Annotated in this window: 18 protein-coding genes and 1 tRNA gene; 10 read left to right on the top strand and 9 right to left on the bottom strand. The window is 63.5% G+C overall.

Going from position 1 to position 17012, the window contains the following annotated elements:
* Nucleotides 1-2 precede the first annotated feature (2 nt).
* Nucleotides 3-1409, top strand: coding sequence for an adenylate/guanylate cyclase domain-containing protein (locus tag ILT44_RS08185; RefSeq protein ID WP_204239090.1), 1407 nt, complete (start codon nt 3-5; stop codon nt 1407-1409).
* Nucleotides 1410-1617: 208 nt separating this feature from the next.
* On the opposite strand, the gene ILT44_RS08190 is transcribed toward ILT44_RS08185, so the two are convergent.
* The 4 genes from ILT44_RS08190 to gatB form a co-directional block, all read right to left on the bottom strand.
* A complete protein-coding gene (locus tag ILT44_RS08190) occupies nt 1618-2133 on the bottom strand; it encodes a GNAT family N-acetyltransferase (RefSeq protein WP_204239091.1) in 516 nt (171 codons plus the stop codon).
* A 30-nt stretch (nt 2134-2163) separates the two neighbouring features.
* On the bottom strand, nt 2164-3318 hold the full coding sequence (locus tag ILT44_RS08195; protein ID WP_204239092.1) for an acyltransferase family protein: 1155 nt from the start codon (nt 3316-3318) through the stop codon (nt 2164-2166).
* Nucleotides 3315-3953, bottom strand: coding sequence for an SGNH/GDSL hydrolase family protein (locus ILT44_RS08200; RefSeq protein ID WP_204239093.1), 639 nt, complete (start codon nt 3951-3953; stop codon nt 3315-3317). Before ILT44_RS08200 ends, ILT44_RS08195 begins: the two co-directional genes overlap by 4 nt.
* A gap of 64 nt (nt 3954-4017) precedes the next feature.
* Nucleotides 4018-5493, bottom strand: a complete 1476-nt coding sequence (gatB, locus tag ILT44_RS08205) for an Asp-tRNA(Asn)/Glu-tRNA(Gln) amidotransferase subunit GatB (protein WP_204239094.1) — start codon at nt 5491-5493, stop codon at nt 4018-4020.
* Nucleotides 5494-5716: 223 nt separating this feature from the next.
* On the opposite strand from gatB, the gene ILT44_RS08210 reads away from it, so the two are divergent.
* Complete coding sequence (locus ILT44_RS08210; RefSeq protein WP_204239095.1) at nt 5717-6040, top strand: LPXTG cell wall anchor domain-containing protein; 324 nt, start codon at nt 5717-5719, stop codon at nt 6038-6040.
* Nucleotides 6041-6196: 156 nt separating this feature from the next.
* Nucleotides 6197-6724 (top strand): hypothetical protein, encoded by a 528-nt coding sequence (locus ILT44_RS08215; RefSeq protein ID WP_204239096.1) that lies wholly within the window; start codon nt 6197-6199, stop codon nt 6722-6724.
* On the opposite strand, the gene ILT44_RS08220 is transcribed toward ILT44_RS08215, so the two are convergent.
* From ILT44_RS08220 to ILT44_RS08235, 4 genes are all read right to left on the bottom strand, one after another.
* Nucleotides 6721-7029: a hypothetical protein gene (locus tag ILT44_RS08220; protein WP_204239097.1), complete on the bottom strand. Its 309-nt coding sequence runs from the start codon at nt 7027-7029 to the stop codon at nt 6721-6723. The genes ILT44_RS08215 and ILT44_RS08220 overlap by 4 nt on opposite strands.
* Complete coding sequence (gene gatA, locus ILT44_RS08225) at nt 7026-8540, bottom strand: Asp-tRNA(Asn)/Glu-tRNA(Gln) amidotransferase subunit GatA (protein WP_204239098.1); 1515 nt, start codon at nt 8538-8540, stop codon at nt 7026-7028. The genes ILT44_RS08220 and gatA overlap by 4 nt, the downstream gene beginning before the upstream one ends.
* A gap of 122 nt (nt 8541-8662) precedes the next feature.
* Nucleotides 8663-8950 carry an Asp-tRNA(Asn)/Glu-tRNA(Gln) amidotransferase subunit GatC gene (gene gatC, locus ILT44_RS08230; RefSeq protein ID WP_204239099.1) on the bottom strand — a complete coding sequence of 96 codons (288 nt, stop codon included), beginning with the start codon at nt 8948-8950 and terminating at the stop codon, nt 8663-8665.
* Nucleotides 8951-9248: 298 nt separating this feature from the next.
* Nucleotides 9249-9950, bottom strand: a complete 702-nt coding sequence (locus tag ILT44_RS08235) for a metal-dependent hydrolase (protein WP_204239100.1) — start codon at nt 9948-9950, stop codon at nt 9249-9251.
* A gap of 130 nt (nt 9951-10080) precedes the next feature.
* Between ILT44_RS08235 and ILT44_RS08240 the strand changes: the two genes are divergently transcribed.
* The 5 genes from ILT44_RS08240 (at nt 10081) to ruvX (ending at nt 14920) form a co-directional block, all read left to right on the top strand.
* Nucleotides 10081-11346 (top strand): ABC transporter substrate-binding protein, encoded by a 1266-nt coding sequence (locus tag ILT44_RS08240; protein ID WP_204239101.1) that lies wholly within the window; start codon nt 10081-10083, stop codon nt 11344-11346.
* A gap of 2 nt (nt 11347-11348) precedes the next feature.
* On the top strand, nt 11349-12320 hold the full coding sequence (locus ILT44_RS08245) for a carbohydrate ABC transporter permease (protein WP_204239102.1): 972 nt from the start codon (nt 11349-11351) through the stop codon (nt 12318-12320).
* Nucleotides 12317-13141, top strand: coding sequence for a carbohydrate ABC transporter permease (locus ILT44_RS08250; protein ID WP_204239103.1), 825 nt, complete (start codon nt 12317-12319; stop codon nt 13139-13141). The genes ILT44_RS08245 and ILT44_RS08250 overlap by 4 nt, the downstream gene beginning before the upstream one ends.
* Before the next feature lie 16 nt (nt 13142-13157).
* Entirely contained in the window at nt 13158-14294 is a 1137-nt protein-coding gene (locus ILT44_RS08255; RefSeq protein WP_204239104.1) for an ABC transporter ATP-binding protein, read from the top strand.
* A gap of 65 nt (nt 14295-14359) precedes the next feature.
* Nucleotides 14360-14920: a Holliday junction resolvase RuvX gene (gene ruvX, locus ILT44_RS08260; RefSeq protein WP_204239105.1), complete on the top strand. Its 561-nt coding sequence runs from the start codon at nt 14360-14362 to the stop codon at nt 14918-14920.
* Nucleotides 14921-14971: 51 nt separating this feature from the next.
* On the opposite strand, the gene ILT44_RS08265 is transcribed toward ruvX, so the two are convergent.
* The gene (locus ILT44_RS08265; protein ID WP_204239106.1) at nt 14972-15526 is read right to left on the bottom strand and encodes a calcium-binding protein; all 555 of its coding nucleotides are present in this window, start codon (nt 15524-15526) and stop codon (nt 14972-14974) included.
* 422 nt (nt 15527-15948) lie between these two features.
* Here ILT44_RS08265 and ILT44_RS08270 point away from each other — a divergent pair.
* Together ILT44_RS08270 and ILT44_RS08275 are read left to right on the top strand one after the other, a co-directional pair.
* Nucleotides 15949-16022: transfer RNA gene (locus tag ILT44_RS08270), tRNA-Gln, on the top strand.
* 731 nt (nt 16023-16753) lie between these two features.
* Nucleotides 16754-16993: a BrnA antitoxin family protein gene (locus ILT44_RS08275; protein WP_204239107.1), complete on the top strand. Its 240-nt coding sequence runs from the start codon at nt 16754-16756 to the stop codon at nt 16991-16993.
* Nucleotides 16994-17012: the final 19 nt, after the last annotated feature.

The following is a 17012-nucleotide window of genomic DNA, read 5'->3' on the forward strand; positions in this document are numbered from 1 at the left end:
CCATGAACGAACACGGAAAGCTCCTCGCCATTCTCCGGCAATCGGCCGATGCCGAGCTCGTCGACGCCATCGAGCGCCTGATCCAGGACGCTCCGGATCATGAATTGAACCGCATCAATACGCTCGCCTTTGCGGCGAGGCACGGCTTCGACGAGGATCGCGTGATCGCCGCCTTCCTCCACGCCTCAAGGCTCGGGCTGTTCGAGATGTCGTGGAATGTCCTGTGCCCCGGATGCGGCGGCGTGCTCGAGACCGGCATGAGCCTGAAATCGGTGAACCGGGAGGAATACACCTGCGCCCTCTGCGCCGCAGGCTACGAGCCGACCCTTGACGAGATGGTGGATGTCACGTTCACGGTGAGCCCGCGCGTGCGCAAGATCGCGGCGCACGACCCGGACACCCTGCCGCTGCACGAATATGCCCGCCAGGTGTTCTGGGGCTCAGGCGTCGACCTGCCCGAGGATTTCGAGCGCATGATCGACGAGATCATCCTCGATACCGTCGAACTCCCGCCCGGCGAAAGGGCGATCATGTCCCTGCAGCTCCCGGCGGGATTCGTGATTGTCTTCGAGCCTGTTACCCATGCGGCCCAGTTCATCGACGCGCAGGGCGAGCCCACCCGCGAGCGCCAGAGCATGTCTCTCGTGGTCAACGAGACCCATCCGCAGAACCAGACGCTCATCATGCGGCCGGGCCCCTTGCGCATTTCCATCGAGAACCGCACGAACCGGCGCGCCCTGCCCGCGGTGTGGGTCGCAGGCGACGAGCTGCATCACATGCTGAAGCGGCGCCGCCCCTTCCTGACGGCGAAGCGCCTGCTGACCAACCAGACCTTCCGCGACCTCTACCGCACCGACACGCTCGACATCGACCAGCGGCTGAAGATCACGAGCCTCACGTTCCTCTTCACCGACCTGAAGGGCTCGACGCAGCTCTACGAGCGCGTCGGCGACCTCGTGGCCTACGATCTCGTGCGGTCGCACTTCCAGGTCCTGCACGAGATCGTCGCCTCCGAGTCCGGAGCCGTGGTGAAGACCATCGGCGATGCGGTGATGGCGACCTTCCCGACCCCGGACCATGCGATCTCCGCCGCACTGCGGATGCGCGAGGCGATGCACCGCCTCAACGAGGAGCGCGGAAGCGAGGACCTGCTGCTCAAGATCGGCATTCACGAAGGGCCATGCCTCGCCGTGACGCTGAACGACCGGCAGGATTATTTCGGCCAGACGGTGAACATCGCCTCCCGCGTCCAGGGCCTCGCGATGTCGCGCTCGATCTTCGCGACGGGCTCCGTGGTCGAAAACCCGCGCTCCTCGCGGATCATCGAGAAGCAGGGCCTGCATCCCGCCCTGCAGAAGACGACCCTGCGCGGGATCAACGACGAGTTTTCGGTTTATGAGATCCCATAAGTCTCGCCGAAGCGTCATCCCGGGGCCGCGCAGCGGAGCCCGACCCGAAGGGCCGCGCCGCAGGCGTGGAAATCCATAAACTCAACGTCTCAAGTAAGTGCGATTGGCGTCGCGCCACTTTCGGAAGTGTTAGCGGTTATGGATTCCGGGCTCGGCTCTACCAGCCGCCCCGGAATGACAGTGCTAGATCTCCTACCAAGGCTAAATCTCAGAGCCTCTTCTCGAACCGATACTCCGCCGACCGCGAAATATCCTCCAGCTGCCGCTGTCCTTCGGCCTGCACATAGCCCAACCGTTTGTAGAGCCGGTGCGCCGTGATGAAGCGCGTGTCGGACCACAGGACGATGCGGCCCGCGCCCTTGCTGCGGGCATGGCCTTCTGCCTGTCGCACGAGCAGCGAACCCAGCCCCCGTCCGCGCTGGTCCGGGTGCACATAGAGCCGGTGCAGTTCCGCCGTTCCCGCTTCGGGAAAATCCACCGCCACGCAGGCGCAGACGCGGCCGCGCTCGTCCTCGATGGCCCAGAAGGAACCGCCGCTCTCAGCATAGGATCGGCTCGGCGCGCGCAGATCCGGAAGGTCGTCGTGCGGATCGACGAAGCAGCCTGGATAATCGGCATAGCAGACCGCAATCAGCCCGAAGAGATCCTGCCTGTCATGATCGACGACGGTGCGGATCACAGGGAGGAGGGCTTCCGTTTCACGGTTCGAGGCGGATTCGAGCATTGTCATGGTATCAGGACCCGTAGACAGAGATCAGGCCGCTGTCGGCAACGCTGAGGCACCAGCCTCTCTTCCCCTGAGCAGGCGGCGGATCCTGTCGGTGTGACGTTCCGTGACGAGGGAGAAGATGAAGGCGGCGGCGAGTGCTGCAAACACGAGTCCTACGAAGGCCGAATAAGCGGCGGCTCCTGGAGGAACCAAGGCCGGCGGCCATCCGAACCGTTCAAAGATGCCGCCCACGAAAACCGTGATCGGCACATGGATGAGGTAGAGCGAATAGGAGAAATCCGCGCCTGTGCGGACCGGACCTGCCAAGGGACACCAAGCCAGCAGCTTCCGGTTTGATATCGCGAGTCCCGTTCCGAGTCCGACGATGAGATCGGTGCCGAAGGGCGGCAGAACCTGAAGGCGGGAGATGACGAAGCCCACCCCCATTGCGGCAAGTCCCGAGAGCCCGACGATCAGCGGCATGTCGCGTTCGCGCGCCACCTGCGCGGCCGCAGTCCCGGCGAGCCAGATGACGAGCCAAGGGGCCCAGCTCAGCAACCCGCCTGCAAGATGGGATATACCCAGAAAAAGGAGCGTGACGGCCACAATCTTGATGGCGCTTGGACGTTTCGCGAGGCAGATGCCGAACAGGACGGGGGCGACGAGATAAAAAACCCATTCATAGCCGAGCGACCAGAGCGGCGGATTGGATCCGAGCGGCTTACAGAAAATGCCCTGCACAGCGGCGATGTTGCAGGCCATCTGCCCCCAGCTCCAGCCTGACGTCACGCCGATCGGCTGCAGGGGACGCTCGCCGAAGAACCGCGTGTCGATCATATACTGCCGACCGATCCAATCGAGCAGCAGGCTCAGGGCCAGCGCCGGCAGGAGAACGACATAGATCCGGGCAAAGCGGCTGGCGAAATAGGACTGCGCATTGAACCGGGTTGCACTGATGGCGCGCCACGCGCCGCCGCCGACGAGGAAGCCGCTGACGGCGAAGAAGATCGCCACCCCCTCCCGGTGAATGCCGGTGAGAAAATAAAAGGCCTTCGTCGCCAGATCCGCTTGGGCGACGTCCTGGAAGCTGACGAAGATGAGCCCGCGTGTATGGCCGAAAAGCACCAGCAACGCTGCGCCAAGACGCAGGACATCCAGAAACGGCCAATGATCGCCTGCGGATCGATGAGCTTCGATCATGAATTGTCTCTCCGATCCGTCAGTTCAGTGATCTCTCGGTTGAGCACCTCATGCAGATGCCGGTAGGCCTCCGCGGACAGATGGATGCCGTCGGTGGTGGTCCCTTCGCGCGCGCCTCCTTGCCTATCGCCAAAAACGTTCTGAAGATCGACGATGGCAGCGGCGCGGCCGTCGGCAATCTGCACGATTCGACGGCTGAAGGAAGCCATCGCCTCGGACGAATAGAAACCGGTGAGGCGCTTTCCCCGCTCGATCGGCGGCGGTGTCATCACGACCACCGGCACGGCGGCGGATTCGAAATGGCGGACGATCGCTTCGAAATGTGCCGTCACTCGATCAAGGCTCTCTTCGGTGCAGTCCTTCTTCGCATCGTTCGTGCCCACGAGGAGCACCGCGATGCTGGGTTCGGCGGAATTGAGCAGAATCGGCACCCTCGGCTCCAGGGCCTCGGTCCAGATGCCGGAATAGCCGGCATTCAGCACGGGCAGCGAACCGAGGCGGTTCCAGTAGAACCCTTCGATGAGGGAGTCGCCGACGAAGAGCAGCCCGCCCGGCCCAACGGCGGAGCGATGGGAGCCGATCACGATGTCGCGGATCAGCCAGTGCGGCGCGAAGGGGTTGGGCTGCGAGGTCATGGGGTTGGTGCTCTGCAAGAGCCCCGGCGGGCGCGGACGCGATCCGCCGGGATGGCCAATGGCCCTACTCGATCCCGAGCTTCTTCTTCAGGATCTCGTTGAGAGCCTGCGGGTTGGCCTTGCCGCCGGTGGCCTTCATGGTCTGGCCGACGAACCAGCCGAGCAGCGTGGGCTTCGCCTTCGCCTGCTCTACCTTGTCGGGGTTGGCGGCGATGATCTCGTCCACGGCCTTCTCGATGGCGCCGGTGTCGGTCACCTGCTTCATGCCGCGCTTTTCCACGATCTCGCGCGGGTCGCCGCCTTCGGTGAACACGATCTCGAACAGGTCCTTGGCGATCTTGCCGGAGATCACGTTCTCGCCGATGAGCTCGATGATGGCACCGAGCTGCGCGGCCGAGACCGGCGTCTCCGAGATGTCCTTGCCTTCCTTGTTCAGGCGGCCGAACAATTCGTTGATGATCCAATTCGCGGCGGCTTTGCCGTCGCGGCCCTTCGCTACCTCCTCGAAGAAGTCGGCAGAGGCGCGCTCGGCCACTAGAACGCTCGCGTCGTAGGACTGGAGGCCGTAATCGGCCATGAAGCGGGCCTTCTTCTCGTCGGGCAGTTCCGGCAGGTGCTGGGCGAGATCGTCCACATAGGCCTGGTCGAATTCGAGCGGCAGCAGGTCCGGATCGGGGAAGTAGCGGTAATCGTGCGCCTCTTCCTTGGAGCGCATGGAGCGCGTCTCGCCCTTGCCGGGATCGAAGAGACGGGTCTCCTGATCGATCGTTCCGCCATCCTCGATGATCGCGATCTGGCGGCGCGCCTCGACCTCGATGGCTTGGCCGATGAAGCGGATGGAATTGACGTTCTTGATCTCGCAGCGCGTGCCGAGCTCCTCGCCGGGGCGGCGCACGGAGACGTTCACGTCGGCACGGAGACTGCCCTTGTCCATGTCGCCGTCGCAGGTGCCGAGATAGCGCAGGATCGTGCGCAGCTTGGTCACGTAGGCGCGCGCCTCGTCGGCCGAGCGCAGGTCGGGCTTCGACACGATTTCCATCAGCGCCACGCCAGAGCGGTTGAGATCGACGAAGCTCAAGGTGGGGTGCAGGTCGTGGATCGACTTTCCGGCATCCTGCTCGAGATGCAGGCGCTCGATGCGCACGGTAATGGTTTCGCCGGTCTCCGGCACGTCCACGATGACCTCGCCCTCGCCCACGATGGGGCTTTTGTACTGGCTGATCTGGTAGCCCTGCGGCAAGTCCGGATAGAAGTAGTTCTTGCGGTCGAAGGTGCTGCGCAGGTTGATCTCGGCCTTGAGGCCCAGTCCAGTGCGGATGGCCTGGCGCACGCATTCCTCGTTGATCACGGGCAGCATGCCGGGCATGGCCGCATCCACGAGGGAAACGTGGCTGTTCGGATCGCCGCCGAAGGCCGTCGAAGCGCCGGAGAACAGCTTGGCCTGGCTCGTCACCTGGGCATGGATCTCCATGCCGATGACGATTTCCCAATCGCCTGTCGCGCCCTTGATGAGCTTCTTAGGGTTGACCGGAGCGTTCATGAGCCTCGCGCCTTTATTCTCTCGCCGTTTGTAGCCCGGAGTACGAGCGGCGCTTGAACCGGTCAACCCCCTTTCAGGATGAACAGGCGTTCAGATTGGTAACCCAATTGTTAAGATGAGAAATAATTTATGCACAGATATCGAAAATAATTGCCACGCTGCGATGAAACCGCTCTCCGCATTCGGCGTTGTTCGGGAGGTAAAACGGTCAAGGAGCTTTAAAATGGCTATGGATCCCATGGATCGCGAACCCAACGTCTACAATCGCGAGACCAATGTCTACGATAACACCGGGCGTGGTTCGAACACTCTTGCCTACGTGATTGGCGGTCTTGTTATCGCGCTCGGTCTGCTCGCCTTCCTCTTCTATGATGGCGGCAGCAACGAGCCGAGCACCACCGGCAGCACCGCCACCCAGACGGAAAGCACGGCGCCGCGTACGGGTTCCGGCGCGACCGGCGGTTCCTCGACCGCTCCGGCAAGCCCGGCTGCCCCGATGACTCCGGCTCCGGCTGCTCCGGCCGCCCCTGCCGCCCCGAAGCAGTAATCACGTCTCGCGTTACACTGCGCGGATGGGCCTGACCCCCGGTCGGGCCCATTCCTTTTGGCTGCATCGCGTGTGCGCTGCTGAGGAACCAAGCGGAAGCTTGAGCAATTTCGCTTGAGGGATTTCCCTGCCCGACAGCAGCTCAGGAGCGATGAGATGGCGAACAAATCGAGTTTCAGCCCGGAAGAATGGTCCCGCCTCGTTGCAAGCCCGGTGGTTGCCAGCATGGCGATCACAGCCGCCGATCCGGGTGGGCTCTGGAGCCTGCTGCAGGAATCGATGTCCAGCGGCTGGGCCCTGCTCGAGGCCAAGCAGAATGCTCAGGCCAACCCGCTCGTGAAGGCGGTCGCCGACGACATCAGCAACACCGAGACCCGGAACGCGGTTCAGGCATCTTTCCAGGCCCAGTTCAAGGGCAGCCAGTTCGCCGACATCAAGCGCAAGGCCATCGAGGAGCTTCACGCCGTTTCGACGCTCCTCGACACCAAGGCGCCCGACGAGGCCGCCGCCTTCAAATCCTGGCTATTTAGTGTCGCCCGGAAATCGGCCGAGGCTGGCAAGGAGGGGGGCTTCCTCGGATTCGGAGGTGTGGCCGTGAGTGATGCCGAGAAGGCGACCCTGGGAGAGATCGCCACAGCGCTCGGCAACCCGGCGGGTGCCGGCGCGGGGATCGCCGAGACCTAACCCTTGGCCAATCGGCGGGCGGCATAGGCGCCGCTCGCCCAGATCATGGCGGCCACGAAGCGCACGGGAAACAGCGTCAGCGCATCCGAACGCACAGGCGCGATCCAGGGCAGGCCCATGCTGCTGATGGCCCAGGACACGAGAACCGATACGGCCAAGGCCACCATGCCGACGATCATCACCTTGCCGAACTGGTCGGCCTTCCATCCGAGCCAGACCGCGATGAGGACCAGAACCGGATCGAAGGCGGCCGGCAGCCAGTCCCATAGGGTGACGATGGGAACGGTCGGATGCACGTCGCTCACGCCCACCAGTTCTGGGGCAGCTTGATGCGGCCGGCGGCTTCCTCGATCACCTGACCAGCGGCGAAGAGGGTCTCCTCGTCGAAGGCGCGGCCGATGAGCTGGAGGCCCAGCGGCAGGCCCTGGGCATCGAGCCCGGCCGGCACGGCGATGCCCGGCAGGCCCGCCATGTTCACGGTCACGGTGAAGATGTCGTTGAGGTACATCTCGACCGGATCGCCCGAGCCCTTCTCGCCGATGCCGAAGGCGGCGGACGGGGTGGCCGGGGTCAGGATGGCGTGGACTCCTTGAGCATAGACTTCCTCGAAGTCGCGCTTGATCAGGGTGCGCAGCTTCTGTGCGCGGACGTAATAGGCGTCGTAATAGCCCGCCGAGAGCACATAGGTGCCGATCATGATGCGGCGCTTGACCTCGCGGCCGAAACCGGCAGCGCGGGTCTTCTCGTAGAGATCGACGATGTCCTTGCCGTTCTCGCGCAGGCCGTAGCGCACGCCGTCGTAGCGGGCGAGGTTCGAGGACGCCTCGGCCGGCGCCACGATGTAGTAGGCCGGCAGCGCGTACTTGGTGTGCGGCAGCGACACCTCGACGATCTCGGCACCGGCCGCGCGCAGCCATTCCGCGCCCTTATGCCAGAGCTGCTCGATCTCGGGCGACATGCCGTCGATCCGGTACTCCTTCGGGATGCCGATCTTGAGGCCCTTCACGCCGCGGGAGATGGCCGCCTCGAAATCCGGCACCGGCAGATCGACGCAGGTGGTGTCCTTCGGGTCGGGGCTGGCCATGGAGCGGAGCATGATCGCCGAGTCGCGCACCGTGCGGGTGATCGGGCCCGCCTGATCGAGGGACGAGGCGAAGGCCACCGTGCCCCAGCGCGAGACGCGCCCATAGGTCGGCTTGATGCCGACCGTGCCAGTGAAGGCCGCCGGCTGGCGGATCGAGCCGCCGGTATCGGTCGCGGTGGCGCCAAGGCACAGATGAGCGGCCACGGCCGCCGCCGAGCCGCCCGAGGAGCCGCCGGGTACCAGATGCGTGCCCTCGATGGCGCCGGACGCACCCGCGCTCACATTCGAACCCTCGCGCCGCCAGGGCGAGACCACAGGGCCGAAGGCGCTGGTCTCGTTCGACGAGCCCATGGCGAACTCGTCCATGTTGAGCTTGCCGAGCATCACCGCACCGTCGTTCCAGAGGTTCCGGGTGACGGTGGACTCATAGGGCGGGTTGAAGTTGCCCAAAATCTTGGAGCCGGCGGTGGAGACCACGCCCTCCGTGCAGAACAGATCCTTGATGCCGAGCGGAATGCCCTCGAGCGCGCCGCCTTCGCCCCGGCTGAGCTTCTCGTCCGAGGCCTTGGCCATGGCGAGCGCCTTCTCGGGCGTCTCGAGCACGTAGGCGTTGAGCGCCCTCGCCTTCTCGATGGCTTCGATATGGGCCTTCGTGAGCTCCGCTGCGGAGAAGGTCCTGGCCTTCAGGCCGTCGCGGGCCTCGGCAATCGTGAGATGGGTCAGTTCGGTCACTGGACTGGATCTCTTTAATCGACGTCATGGCCGGGCTTGTCCCGGCCATCCACGCCTTATTCTGCGGGAGATCCCCGGGTCGCGCTGCGCTTGCCCGGGGATGGTCGAGTAAGGCGACCGCCTTATTCGACCACTTTCGGAACCAGGAAGAAGTTGTCTTCCGTGGCGGGGGCGTTCCGGACGATCTTGTCCGCGTCGCCGCCATCCGTCACGCCGTCCTGGCGCTTCTTCATGACCATGGGAGTGACGGAGGTCATCGGCTCCACGCCGTCCACGTTCACCTCGTTGAGTTGCTCGACGAAGGCGAGGATCGCGTTGAGTTCGCCCTGGAGATGAGGCACCTCCGCATCCGTCACGGCAATGCGTGCCAGATGGGCGATGCGGCGGACCGTTTTCTCATCGACCGACATGAATGGTCATACCCCTTGGAAATAGCTTTCGCGGGCTATAGCACCCGCCTGCGCCGGGGGGCAACGGCGGATGTGGGGGCATAACGCGCCTCACTGCCGTTCCCGGCCGCAGCGTCGGCGTAGGGGAAGGGAAACCAGAGCGCTGAGCATGGAGTTGATCCCCTTCCCTCGCTGCGCTCGCCGGGGATGACACCTACCACGTCATGACCGGACTTGTTCCGGCCATCCACCTCTTCAACCCACGGCAAAGACGTGGATCCCCGGGAACAAGCCCGGGGATGACGCGAAGAGTTATGTCTTACACCGTCACGCCCACCGTCTTGTGCGGCACCACGACCTGGATGCCCTTCCCCTCCATGGCGGCCACGAAGCGGTCCGCATTGGGCAGGATCAGGGGGAAGGAGCCGTAATGGCACGGGATGACCGCCTTCGCGCCGCTGAAATAGCGCTGGATCGCCAATGCTGCGACCTCCGGGCCCATGGTGAAGCGGTCGCCGATGGGAACGATCACGACGTCAGGCTTATGGATCTCGGCAATCAGGGCCATGTCGCCGAATATGTCGGTGTCGCCCATATGGTAGACGGTCGGCTCGTTCAGCGCCTTGACGATGATGCCGTTGGCGCTGCCCAAGGGGAAATTCACATCCATCTCCACGAGCCCCGACGAGTGGTCGGCCCGCACCAGGGTCACGGTAAATCCCCCCTGCCCGGTGGTGCCGCCGGTGTTCATCGGATCGAAATGCTCAAGCCCCTGCTTGGCCAGGTACATGCAGAGCTCGAAGTTCGTGACCACCTTGGCGCCCGTCGCTTTCGCGATCTCCAGGGTATCGCCCACATGGTCGCCATGCCCGTGGGTGAGGAGAATATGAGAGATGCCCCCGATGATCTTGTCCCTATCGCCCTCGAAACCCGGATTGCCCGTGAAGAAGGGATCGATGAGCACGGCCTTGCCGGCGAAATCGAGCCGGAAGGCGGAATGGCCGAACCACGTGATTTTCATGAAAGCACCCTCGCTTGTGGCATCATGAAATGGAGCAGCGGTCATCGCCGACCATGCTCCGGAGGAACAAAACGAAGGATCGGGTTTTAAGAAGCTAAGCAATAAACATCAAGCCTTGAGGAGGATCGCCATGCCACGCCTGATCGCCAGTCTCAGCCTTGCCGCTGGCCTCATCGCCTCCACCGGCGCCTGGGCGGTGGATATCTCCATCTCGTGCAGCGCGCTCGGCAAGGAATACGAGATCTGCAAGCAGGGTGTGGATTCCTGGGCTCAGCGGACCGGCAACACGGTCAAGATCGTCTCGACGCCGAACTCCGCCACCGAGCGTCTCGCCCTCTACCAGCAGCTTCTTGCCGCGGGCGCCGCCGACATCGACGTGTTCCAGATCGACGTGGTCTGGACCGGCATCCTGGCCGATCACCTCACCGACCTGACCGCCAAGGCGCAGGGCACGATCGACGACCACTTGCCCGCCATGGTCGAGACGAGCCGCGTCAACGGCAAGCTGATGGCTATGCCCTGGTTCGCCGATGCGGGCCTGCTCTATTACCGCCAGGACCTCCTCGACAAGTACAAGCGCCCTGTGCCGCAGACCTGGGCCGACCTCACCGAGACAGCCCGCCTCATCCAGGAGGGCGAGCGCAAGGAGGGACGCGGCGATTTCTGGGGCTATGTCTGGCAGGGCCGTGCCTATGAGGGCCTGACGACCAATGCGCTCGAATGGATCGCCTCCTTCGGCGGCGGCGCCATCGTCGACGACAAGGGCGAGATCACCATCGAGAACCCGAAGGCTGCCGAGGCCCTGAAGACGGCAGCCGGATGGGTCGGCACCATCACGCCCGAGGGCGTGCTCAACTACACGGAGGAGGAATCCCGGGGCGTGTTCCAGGCCGGCAACGCCGCCTTCATGCGCAACTGGCCCTATGCCTGGGCGCTGGCTCAAGGAGCGGACAGCACCATCAAGGGCAAGGTCGGCATCGCGCCCCTCCCGAAGGGCGACGCGGACGGGCGCCATGCGGGCACGCTCGGCGGACAGCTTCTCGCCGTCTCCAAGTATTCCAAGAACACCGAGGCCGCGACCGATCTGGTGATGACCCTGACAGGACCGCAGGAAGAGAAGCGCCGCGCGGTGGAGGGCTCCTTCAACCCGACCATCGTGTCGCTCTACAGCGATTCCGACATCGCTAGGGCCAACCCGTTCATCGGCGATCTCGTGGACGTGTTCACCAATGCGGTGGCGCGCCCCGCCACCGTGACGGGCCAGAACTACAACAAGGTCTCGACCGAGTTCTTCAACGCGGTGCATCAGGTGCTGTCGAAGCGGGCCGAGCCTGCCCAGGCGCTCAACCGCCTCGACCGTGACCTGAAGCGGATCAAGCGCAACGGCTGGCAATAAGCATGAGCGGTGCCGTCGCGCAAACCGGCGTTCCGGTGCAGAGCCATGTGCAGGGACGCCGCTCATCGCTGACACGCTCGCGCATCCGGGCCGCGTGGCTCTTCATCGCACCAAGCCTGATCATCCTCGCGCTCATCGCCGGCTGGCCCCTGGCGCGGACGATCTGGTTCAGCTTCACCGATGCGGATCTCAACTCCTTAAGCGACTACGAGTTCATCGGGTTCGAGAACTACCTTGCCAATTACGACGGCGAATGGCTCGGGCTGCTCACGGATCCCGACTGGTGGCACTCGGTATGGAATACGGTGTGGTTTACCCTCGTATCGGTCTCCATCGAGACCGTGCTCGGGATCATCGTGGCGCTGATCCTGAATGCCGCTTTCCCGGGGCGCGGGATCATGCGCGCCATCATTCTCATTCCCTGGGCGATCCCGACCGTGGTCTCGGCCCGCATGTGGAACTGGATGCTGCACGACCAGTTCGGCGTGATCAACGACATGCTGCTGCGCCTCGGCCTGATCGCGGCACCGATCACCTGGACCGCAAATCCCGATACGGCGCTGTGGACCGTGGTGATGGTCGATGTGTGGAAGACGACCCCGTTCATGGCACTCCTCATCCTCGCGGCCCTGCAGATGCTCCCCAGCGATATCTACGAGGCTGCGAAGGTCGACGGCGTGCATCCCGTGCGCGTGTTCTTCCGCGTGACGCTGCCGCTCATCAAGCCTGCCCTGCTGGTCGCGATCATCTTCCGCGCGCTCGATGCGCTGCGGGTTTTCGATCTCATCTATGTCCTGACCTCGAACGCGAAGGACACGGCCTCCATGTCGGTCTATGCGCGCCAGCAGCTCGTGGATTTCCAGGAGGTCGGCCTTGGCTCCGCCGCCTCGACGCTGATCTTTCTCATCATTGCGCTTCTCACCGTCATGACGCTCGCGGCAGGACGCGTGCGGCTCGGGGAGGATCCGCGATGAAGGCCCTGACCCGCATCGGCTTCTGGCTCCTCGTGATCGCCATCGGCCTGTTTGCGATCTTTCCGTTCTACTACGCGATCATCTCGTCCTTCCGCTCCGGCGCGGAGCTGTTCTCGGTCGCCTACCTGCCGGAGCGGCTCAGTCTCTCGAACTATGTCGCCGTGTTCGACCGGCAGCCCTTCGGCCGGAACATCCTCAACTCCATCATGGTCGCAGGCTCCGTGGTCGCCGTATCGCTGGGCCTCGGCATCACGGCAGCCTACGCCTTCGGGCGCATCGCTTTTCGCGGCCGCGCGCTCCTGCTCATGACGATCCTGGCCGTCTCGATGTTCCCGCAGGTCGCGGTGCTGTCGGGCATGTTCGAGCTCATCCGCAGCTTCGGGCTCTACAACACCCTGCCCGGTCTCATCCTCGCCAATCTCATGCTCACCCTGCCCTTCACGATCTGGGTGCTCACCACCTTCATGCGGGAATTGCCGAAGGAGATCGAGGAGGCGGCCTTCGTCGACGGGGCGACACCCTGGATCGTGGTGCGGCGCGTGTTCCTGCCGCTCATGGCGCCGGCCGCGGTGACGACGGGGCTTCTCGCCTTCATCGTGTCATGGAACGAGTTTCTCTTCGCCCTCACCTTCACCCTCACCAACGAGCGCCGCACCGTGCCGCCCGCCATCGCCCTCATGACCGGCTCGACCGCCTACGAGCTGCCCTGGGGCACGATCATGGCGGCATCCGTGATCGTAACCCTGCCGATCATCGCCCTGGTGCTCGTGTTCCAGCGCAAGATCGTGGCGGGCCTCACGGCGGGCGCGGTGAAGGGCTAGTCGGGAATGCTGCACAATGGCTGATGTCGTCCTCAAGAATGTCCAGAAATCCTTCGGCAAGGCGAAGGTGATCTACGGGGTCGATCTCGACATCCGCGACGGAGAGTTCGTCGTGTTCGTCGGCCCCTCAGGCTGCGGGAAGTCCACGCTCCTGCGCCTGATCGCAGGGCTCGAAGACATCACGGCGGGCGACCTCTCCATCGGCGGAGAGCGGGTGAACGACCTCGCGCCCGCCAAGCGCGGCATCGCCATGGTGTTCCAGTCCTACGCGCTCTACCCGCATATGAACGTCTACGACAACATGGCGTTCGGCCTGGAGCTGGCTAAGTCCTCCCGTGCCGAGATCGACCGCAAGGTGCGCGAGGCCGCGCGCCTGCTGCAGATCGAGGCGCTGCTCGACCGCAAGCCGCGTCAGCTCTCCGGCGGCCAGCGCCAGCGCGTCGCCATCGGCCGCGCCATCGTGCGCGACCCGAAGGTGTTTCTCTTCGACGAGCCGCTCTCCAACCTCGATGCGGCTTTGCGCGTGCAGACCCGCATCGAGATCGCCAAGCTCCACACCGACACCCGCGCGACGATGATCTACGTGACGCATGATCAGGTCGAGGCGATGACGCTGGCCGACCGCATCGTGGTGCTCAACGCGGGCCGCGTCGAGCAGGTGGGCTCGCCGCTCGAGCTCTACCATCGTCCGGCCAACCTGTTCGTCGCGGGCTTCATCGGCTCGCCGCAGATGAACTTCATCGAATGTCGTGTTGCCGGCGTCGGGCCGGACGAGGTGCTTGTGAGCCTGCCCGGCGGCGGCAGCGTTTCTGTTCCTGTCCTGCCGCACGGCGTCGCCACGGGCGAGAGCATTACGCTCGGCATTCGTCCCGACCATGTCAGGATCAGCCCCGAAGGCGCTCTCACCGGCCGGGTCGAGCTGGTGGAGGAACTGGGGGAGAACCATCTCCTCTACGTCGATGCAGGCCAGGGCCGCCGTCTCACTGTCCGCGAGCCTGGCGACGCACGGCACGAGGTGGGCGGCACTGTGAGCCTCGACCTTGCCCGCGAGTTCTGCCACCTGTTCAAAAGCACTGGGGAAGCTTTGCCGTCCAGAGTCGGCACCACGAACCCGGCTCCCTCCTCCCCCGACTTGGCCAGCCGCGCCGCCTGATCTCGACGCAGGGCGACTTCCTCTATACTGGCTGTATTCCGGCAGGCTGGACCAGGAGGAAACCCATGATTTCCAAGGACGACGAACTGGTCGCCTTCATCGACGCCCTCTCCCCGCGCGCGCGCCTCATGGGCCTCGATCTCGGCACCAAGACCATCGGCCTAGCCCTGTCCGACGTGGAGCAGCGGATCGCGACGCCGCTCGAGACAATCAAACGGGTGAAGTTCACGCCCGACGTGGGACGCATCAAGGATCTCGCTGCCCGCTACGAAGTCGGCGGGCTCGTCTTCGGCCTGCCGCTCAACATGGACGGCACGGAGGGCCCCCGCTCCCAGGCCACCCGCGCCTTCGTACGCAACCTCAAGCCCCTCCTGCCCCTGCCGGTCCTGTTCTGGGACGAGCGCATGTCGACCATGGTGGTGACCCGCACGCTCCTCGACGCGGATGCCTCGCGCGCCAAGCGGGCGGACGCGGTGGACAAAATGGCCGCCGCCTACATCCTGCAGGGGGCCCTCGACCGCTATGAGCGGATCGCAGCTGACGCGGCAGATGCGGAGGATGAGGCGGCCGCCCGAACGGTCCTCGACATGGAAACGCCGCCCGGAGGCGGCGCGATGGATGAGTAGCACGAGGTTTGGCCGCATCCGGCGCGAGGACGAATCCGGCTTCACTCGAGCCTACAGCATGCCGAAATCCTTGTAGGTCAGCTTGAGGTTCGCATCAAGCTGGGCGAACTGTACCGCAGCCTTCGGTCCTGTCCCATCCGCGTCGTAGTAAAGGGCACCCGTATTGTTATCGTAGATGAGGCGATCGTTCGAATCGTGAGCGCTGGAACCTGTCCAGAAAGCGGATGACGAGATGTAGCCTTTGGAATTGGCGGAGATCTTGAAGATCTTCTTGGAAAGGGCAATCGAGTCGTATTTGACGCTGAAATCGTCGATGACGTCGATGTTGCTGCCCGACGGCCTCGTATCGAAACCGAAATAGTCATAGCCGGCGCCGCCGATCAGCGTGTCTTGTCCCAGACCGCCGCTGAGAAAGTCGTTCCCGGTTCCCCCATCGATCTTGTCATTGCCGGATCCGGCATCGATGATATCGACCCCGCCCTTCCCCCAGAGGGTGTCATTCCCCCCGGCGCCGGCAAGAACATTGGCGCGGTTGTCGCCATAGACCTTGTCACTGCTGGACGTTCCTACAGCCACACCTTCGCTGTTAACTCTTCTCGTCGCCATAAAAGACCCATCCCTCTGAATAAACTAACGTTAAGTCACCCCAACATCCCTGCAATAAAATCCACAGATTCAAAAGGCAACACTATAGTGATAGAGGCTGCCGATCGTTCGAAGCGGGGCCTTATCCGTTTACCTCTTCCGTAGGAGCAGGCAGTGCGGCAACGCACGCGACCCCAGGCCTCTCAGGAGAGGGAGGACCTGCAGCAGGGGCGGCCATCGTCATCCGGCTTGTCCTGACCCTTATGCGGGTTCAGATCTCCAGATTATGCCTTGCGCGAACCAGGGAGGCCGGGCCGGTCATTTGGAGGCTTGACGACACACGAAAAGCCCCCTATCTCACCGCCACCAGCGACGTTGATTGAAAACTTTGGCCTCGGATTGAAAAACTTTTCCGAAAAGGCCAATGCCATCAATAGCTTAGTTGGGGGATAGTTTAATGGTAGAACAGCGGACTCTGACTCCGCTAGTCTTGGTTCGAATCCAGGTCCCCCAGCCAGTCTAAGATACTGGGTCTACTTCAGCTTTTCGCACAATGTCACAATGCAGAATCTCTGTGTCACAGGATGAAGCGCTTCAATTGCTTCTGAGCATTTGTGATCAACTTTCCGTATCGGCTTCTTCAAGAACGGACTGTGATGGAGCGCTCCCTTGGCAAGGGAGAGGTCAAGAGTTCGATCCTCTCTGGCCACCAGCCACAACCCCTTACGCGCTAAGGGTTTCAGGTTCGATGTCTGAATCCGGCCACTCGCAACCTAAACGACCTAAAACAGGGTCTGCACGAAATGATCCGGAACGGGCAAACAGCGCGCTGGTGAACGGCATCTCTGAGCCGCCATAGCGCGGACCGGTGCAAAGCGGGCAGGAGCAACGAACCGATCGGCCAAAGCCTCGGCGGCCTCGATCGAATCCACGCAAGGCATCTGGTTCCCACAATCGCTCGAAAAATATCCGCCTGTGAATAGCCGGGAAAGGGTTTCAGCCCACCCTTCCGGCAAGGTTTATTTCACCCGCACGGCTCCAAGTCGCCTCCCGTTTCGGAGGTTCGACCTTGTTGCTGTGTGTTCGCCCCTTGATCCTGCTTGCCTGTACTGCTGTCGCATTCTTTACTATGGGCAGAGCCCCCGGCGCGGTGAGCCTGCACCGGCGCGATCTCGATTTGATGGTAGCGGTTCAAGTCGAGACGGGTACAGCTCACTGAGCGACCAGCGCATATCGGAGCGAACATCTATGTCAAAGTCACCCACAGGAGGCCGCAGGCCTAGTGACCCATGGAAGACGGCTGAAGCTGTCTTCAAGAAGGCGACAGCTCCGCCGGCGGAGCCCGCGCCCAAGCAGCCTTCCATTCCTGGCGCCAAGGAAGCCGTCACCCTCCGCATTGACCGGGACGTCCTGGACTTCTTTCAGGAGGACGGGCCAGGCTGGCAGGACAGAATCAATGAGGCGCTGCGGAAAGCCGCCGGGAAGTAGCCTTCTCCACATCACTGGT

Origin of the sequence: Microvirga arvi, assembly GCF_016892765.1 — a bacterium.
Classification (GTDB): domain Bacteria; phylum Pseudomonadota; class Alphaproteobacteria; order Rhizobiales; family Beijerinckiaceae; genus Microvirga; species Microvirga arvi.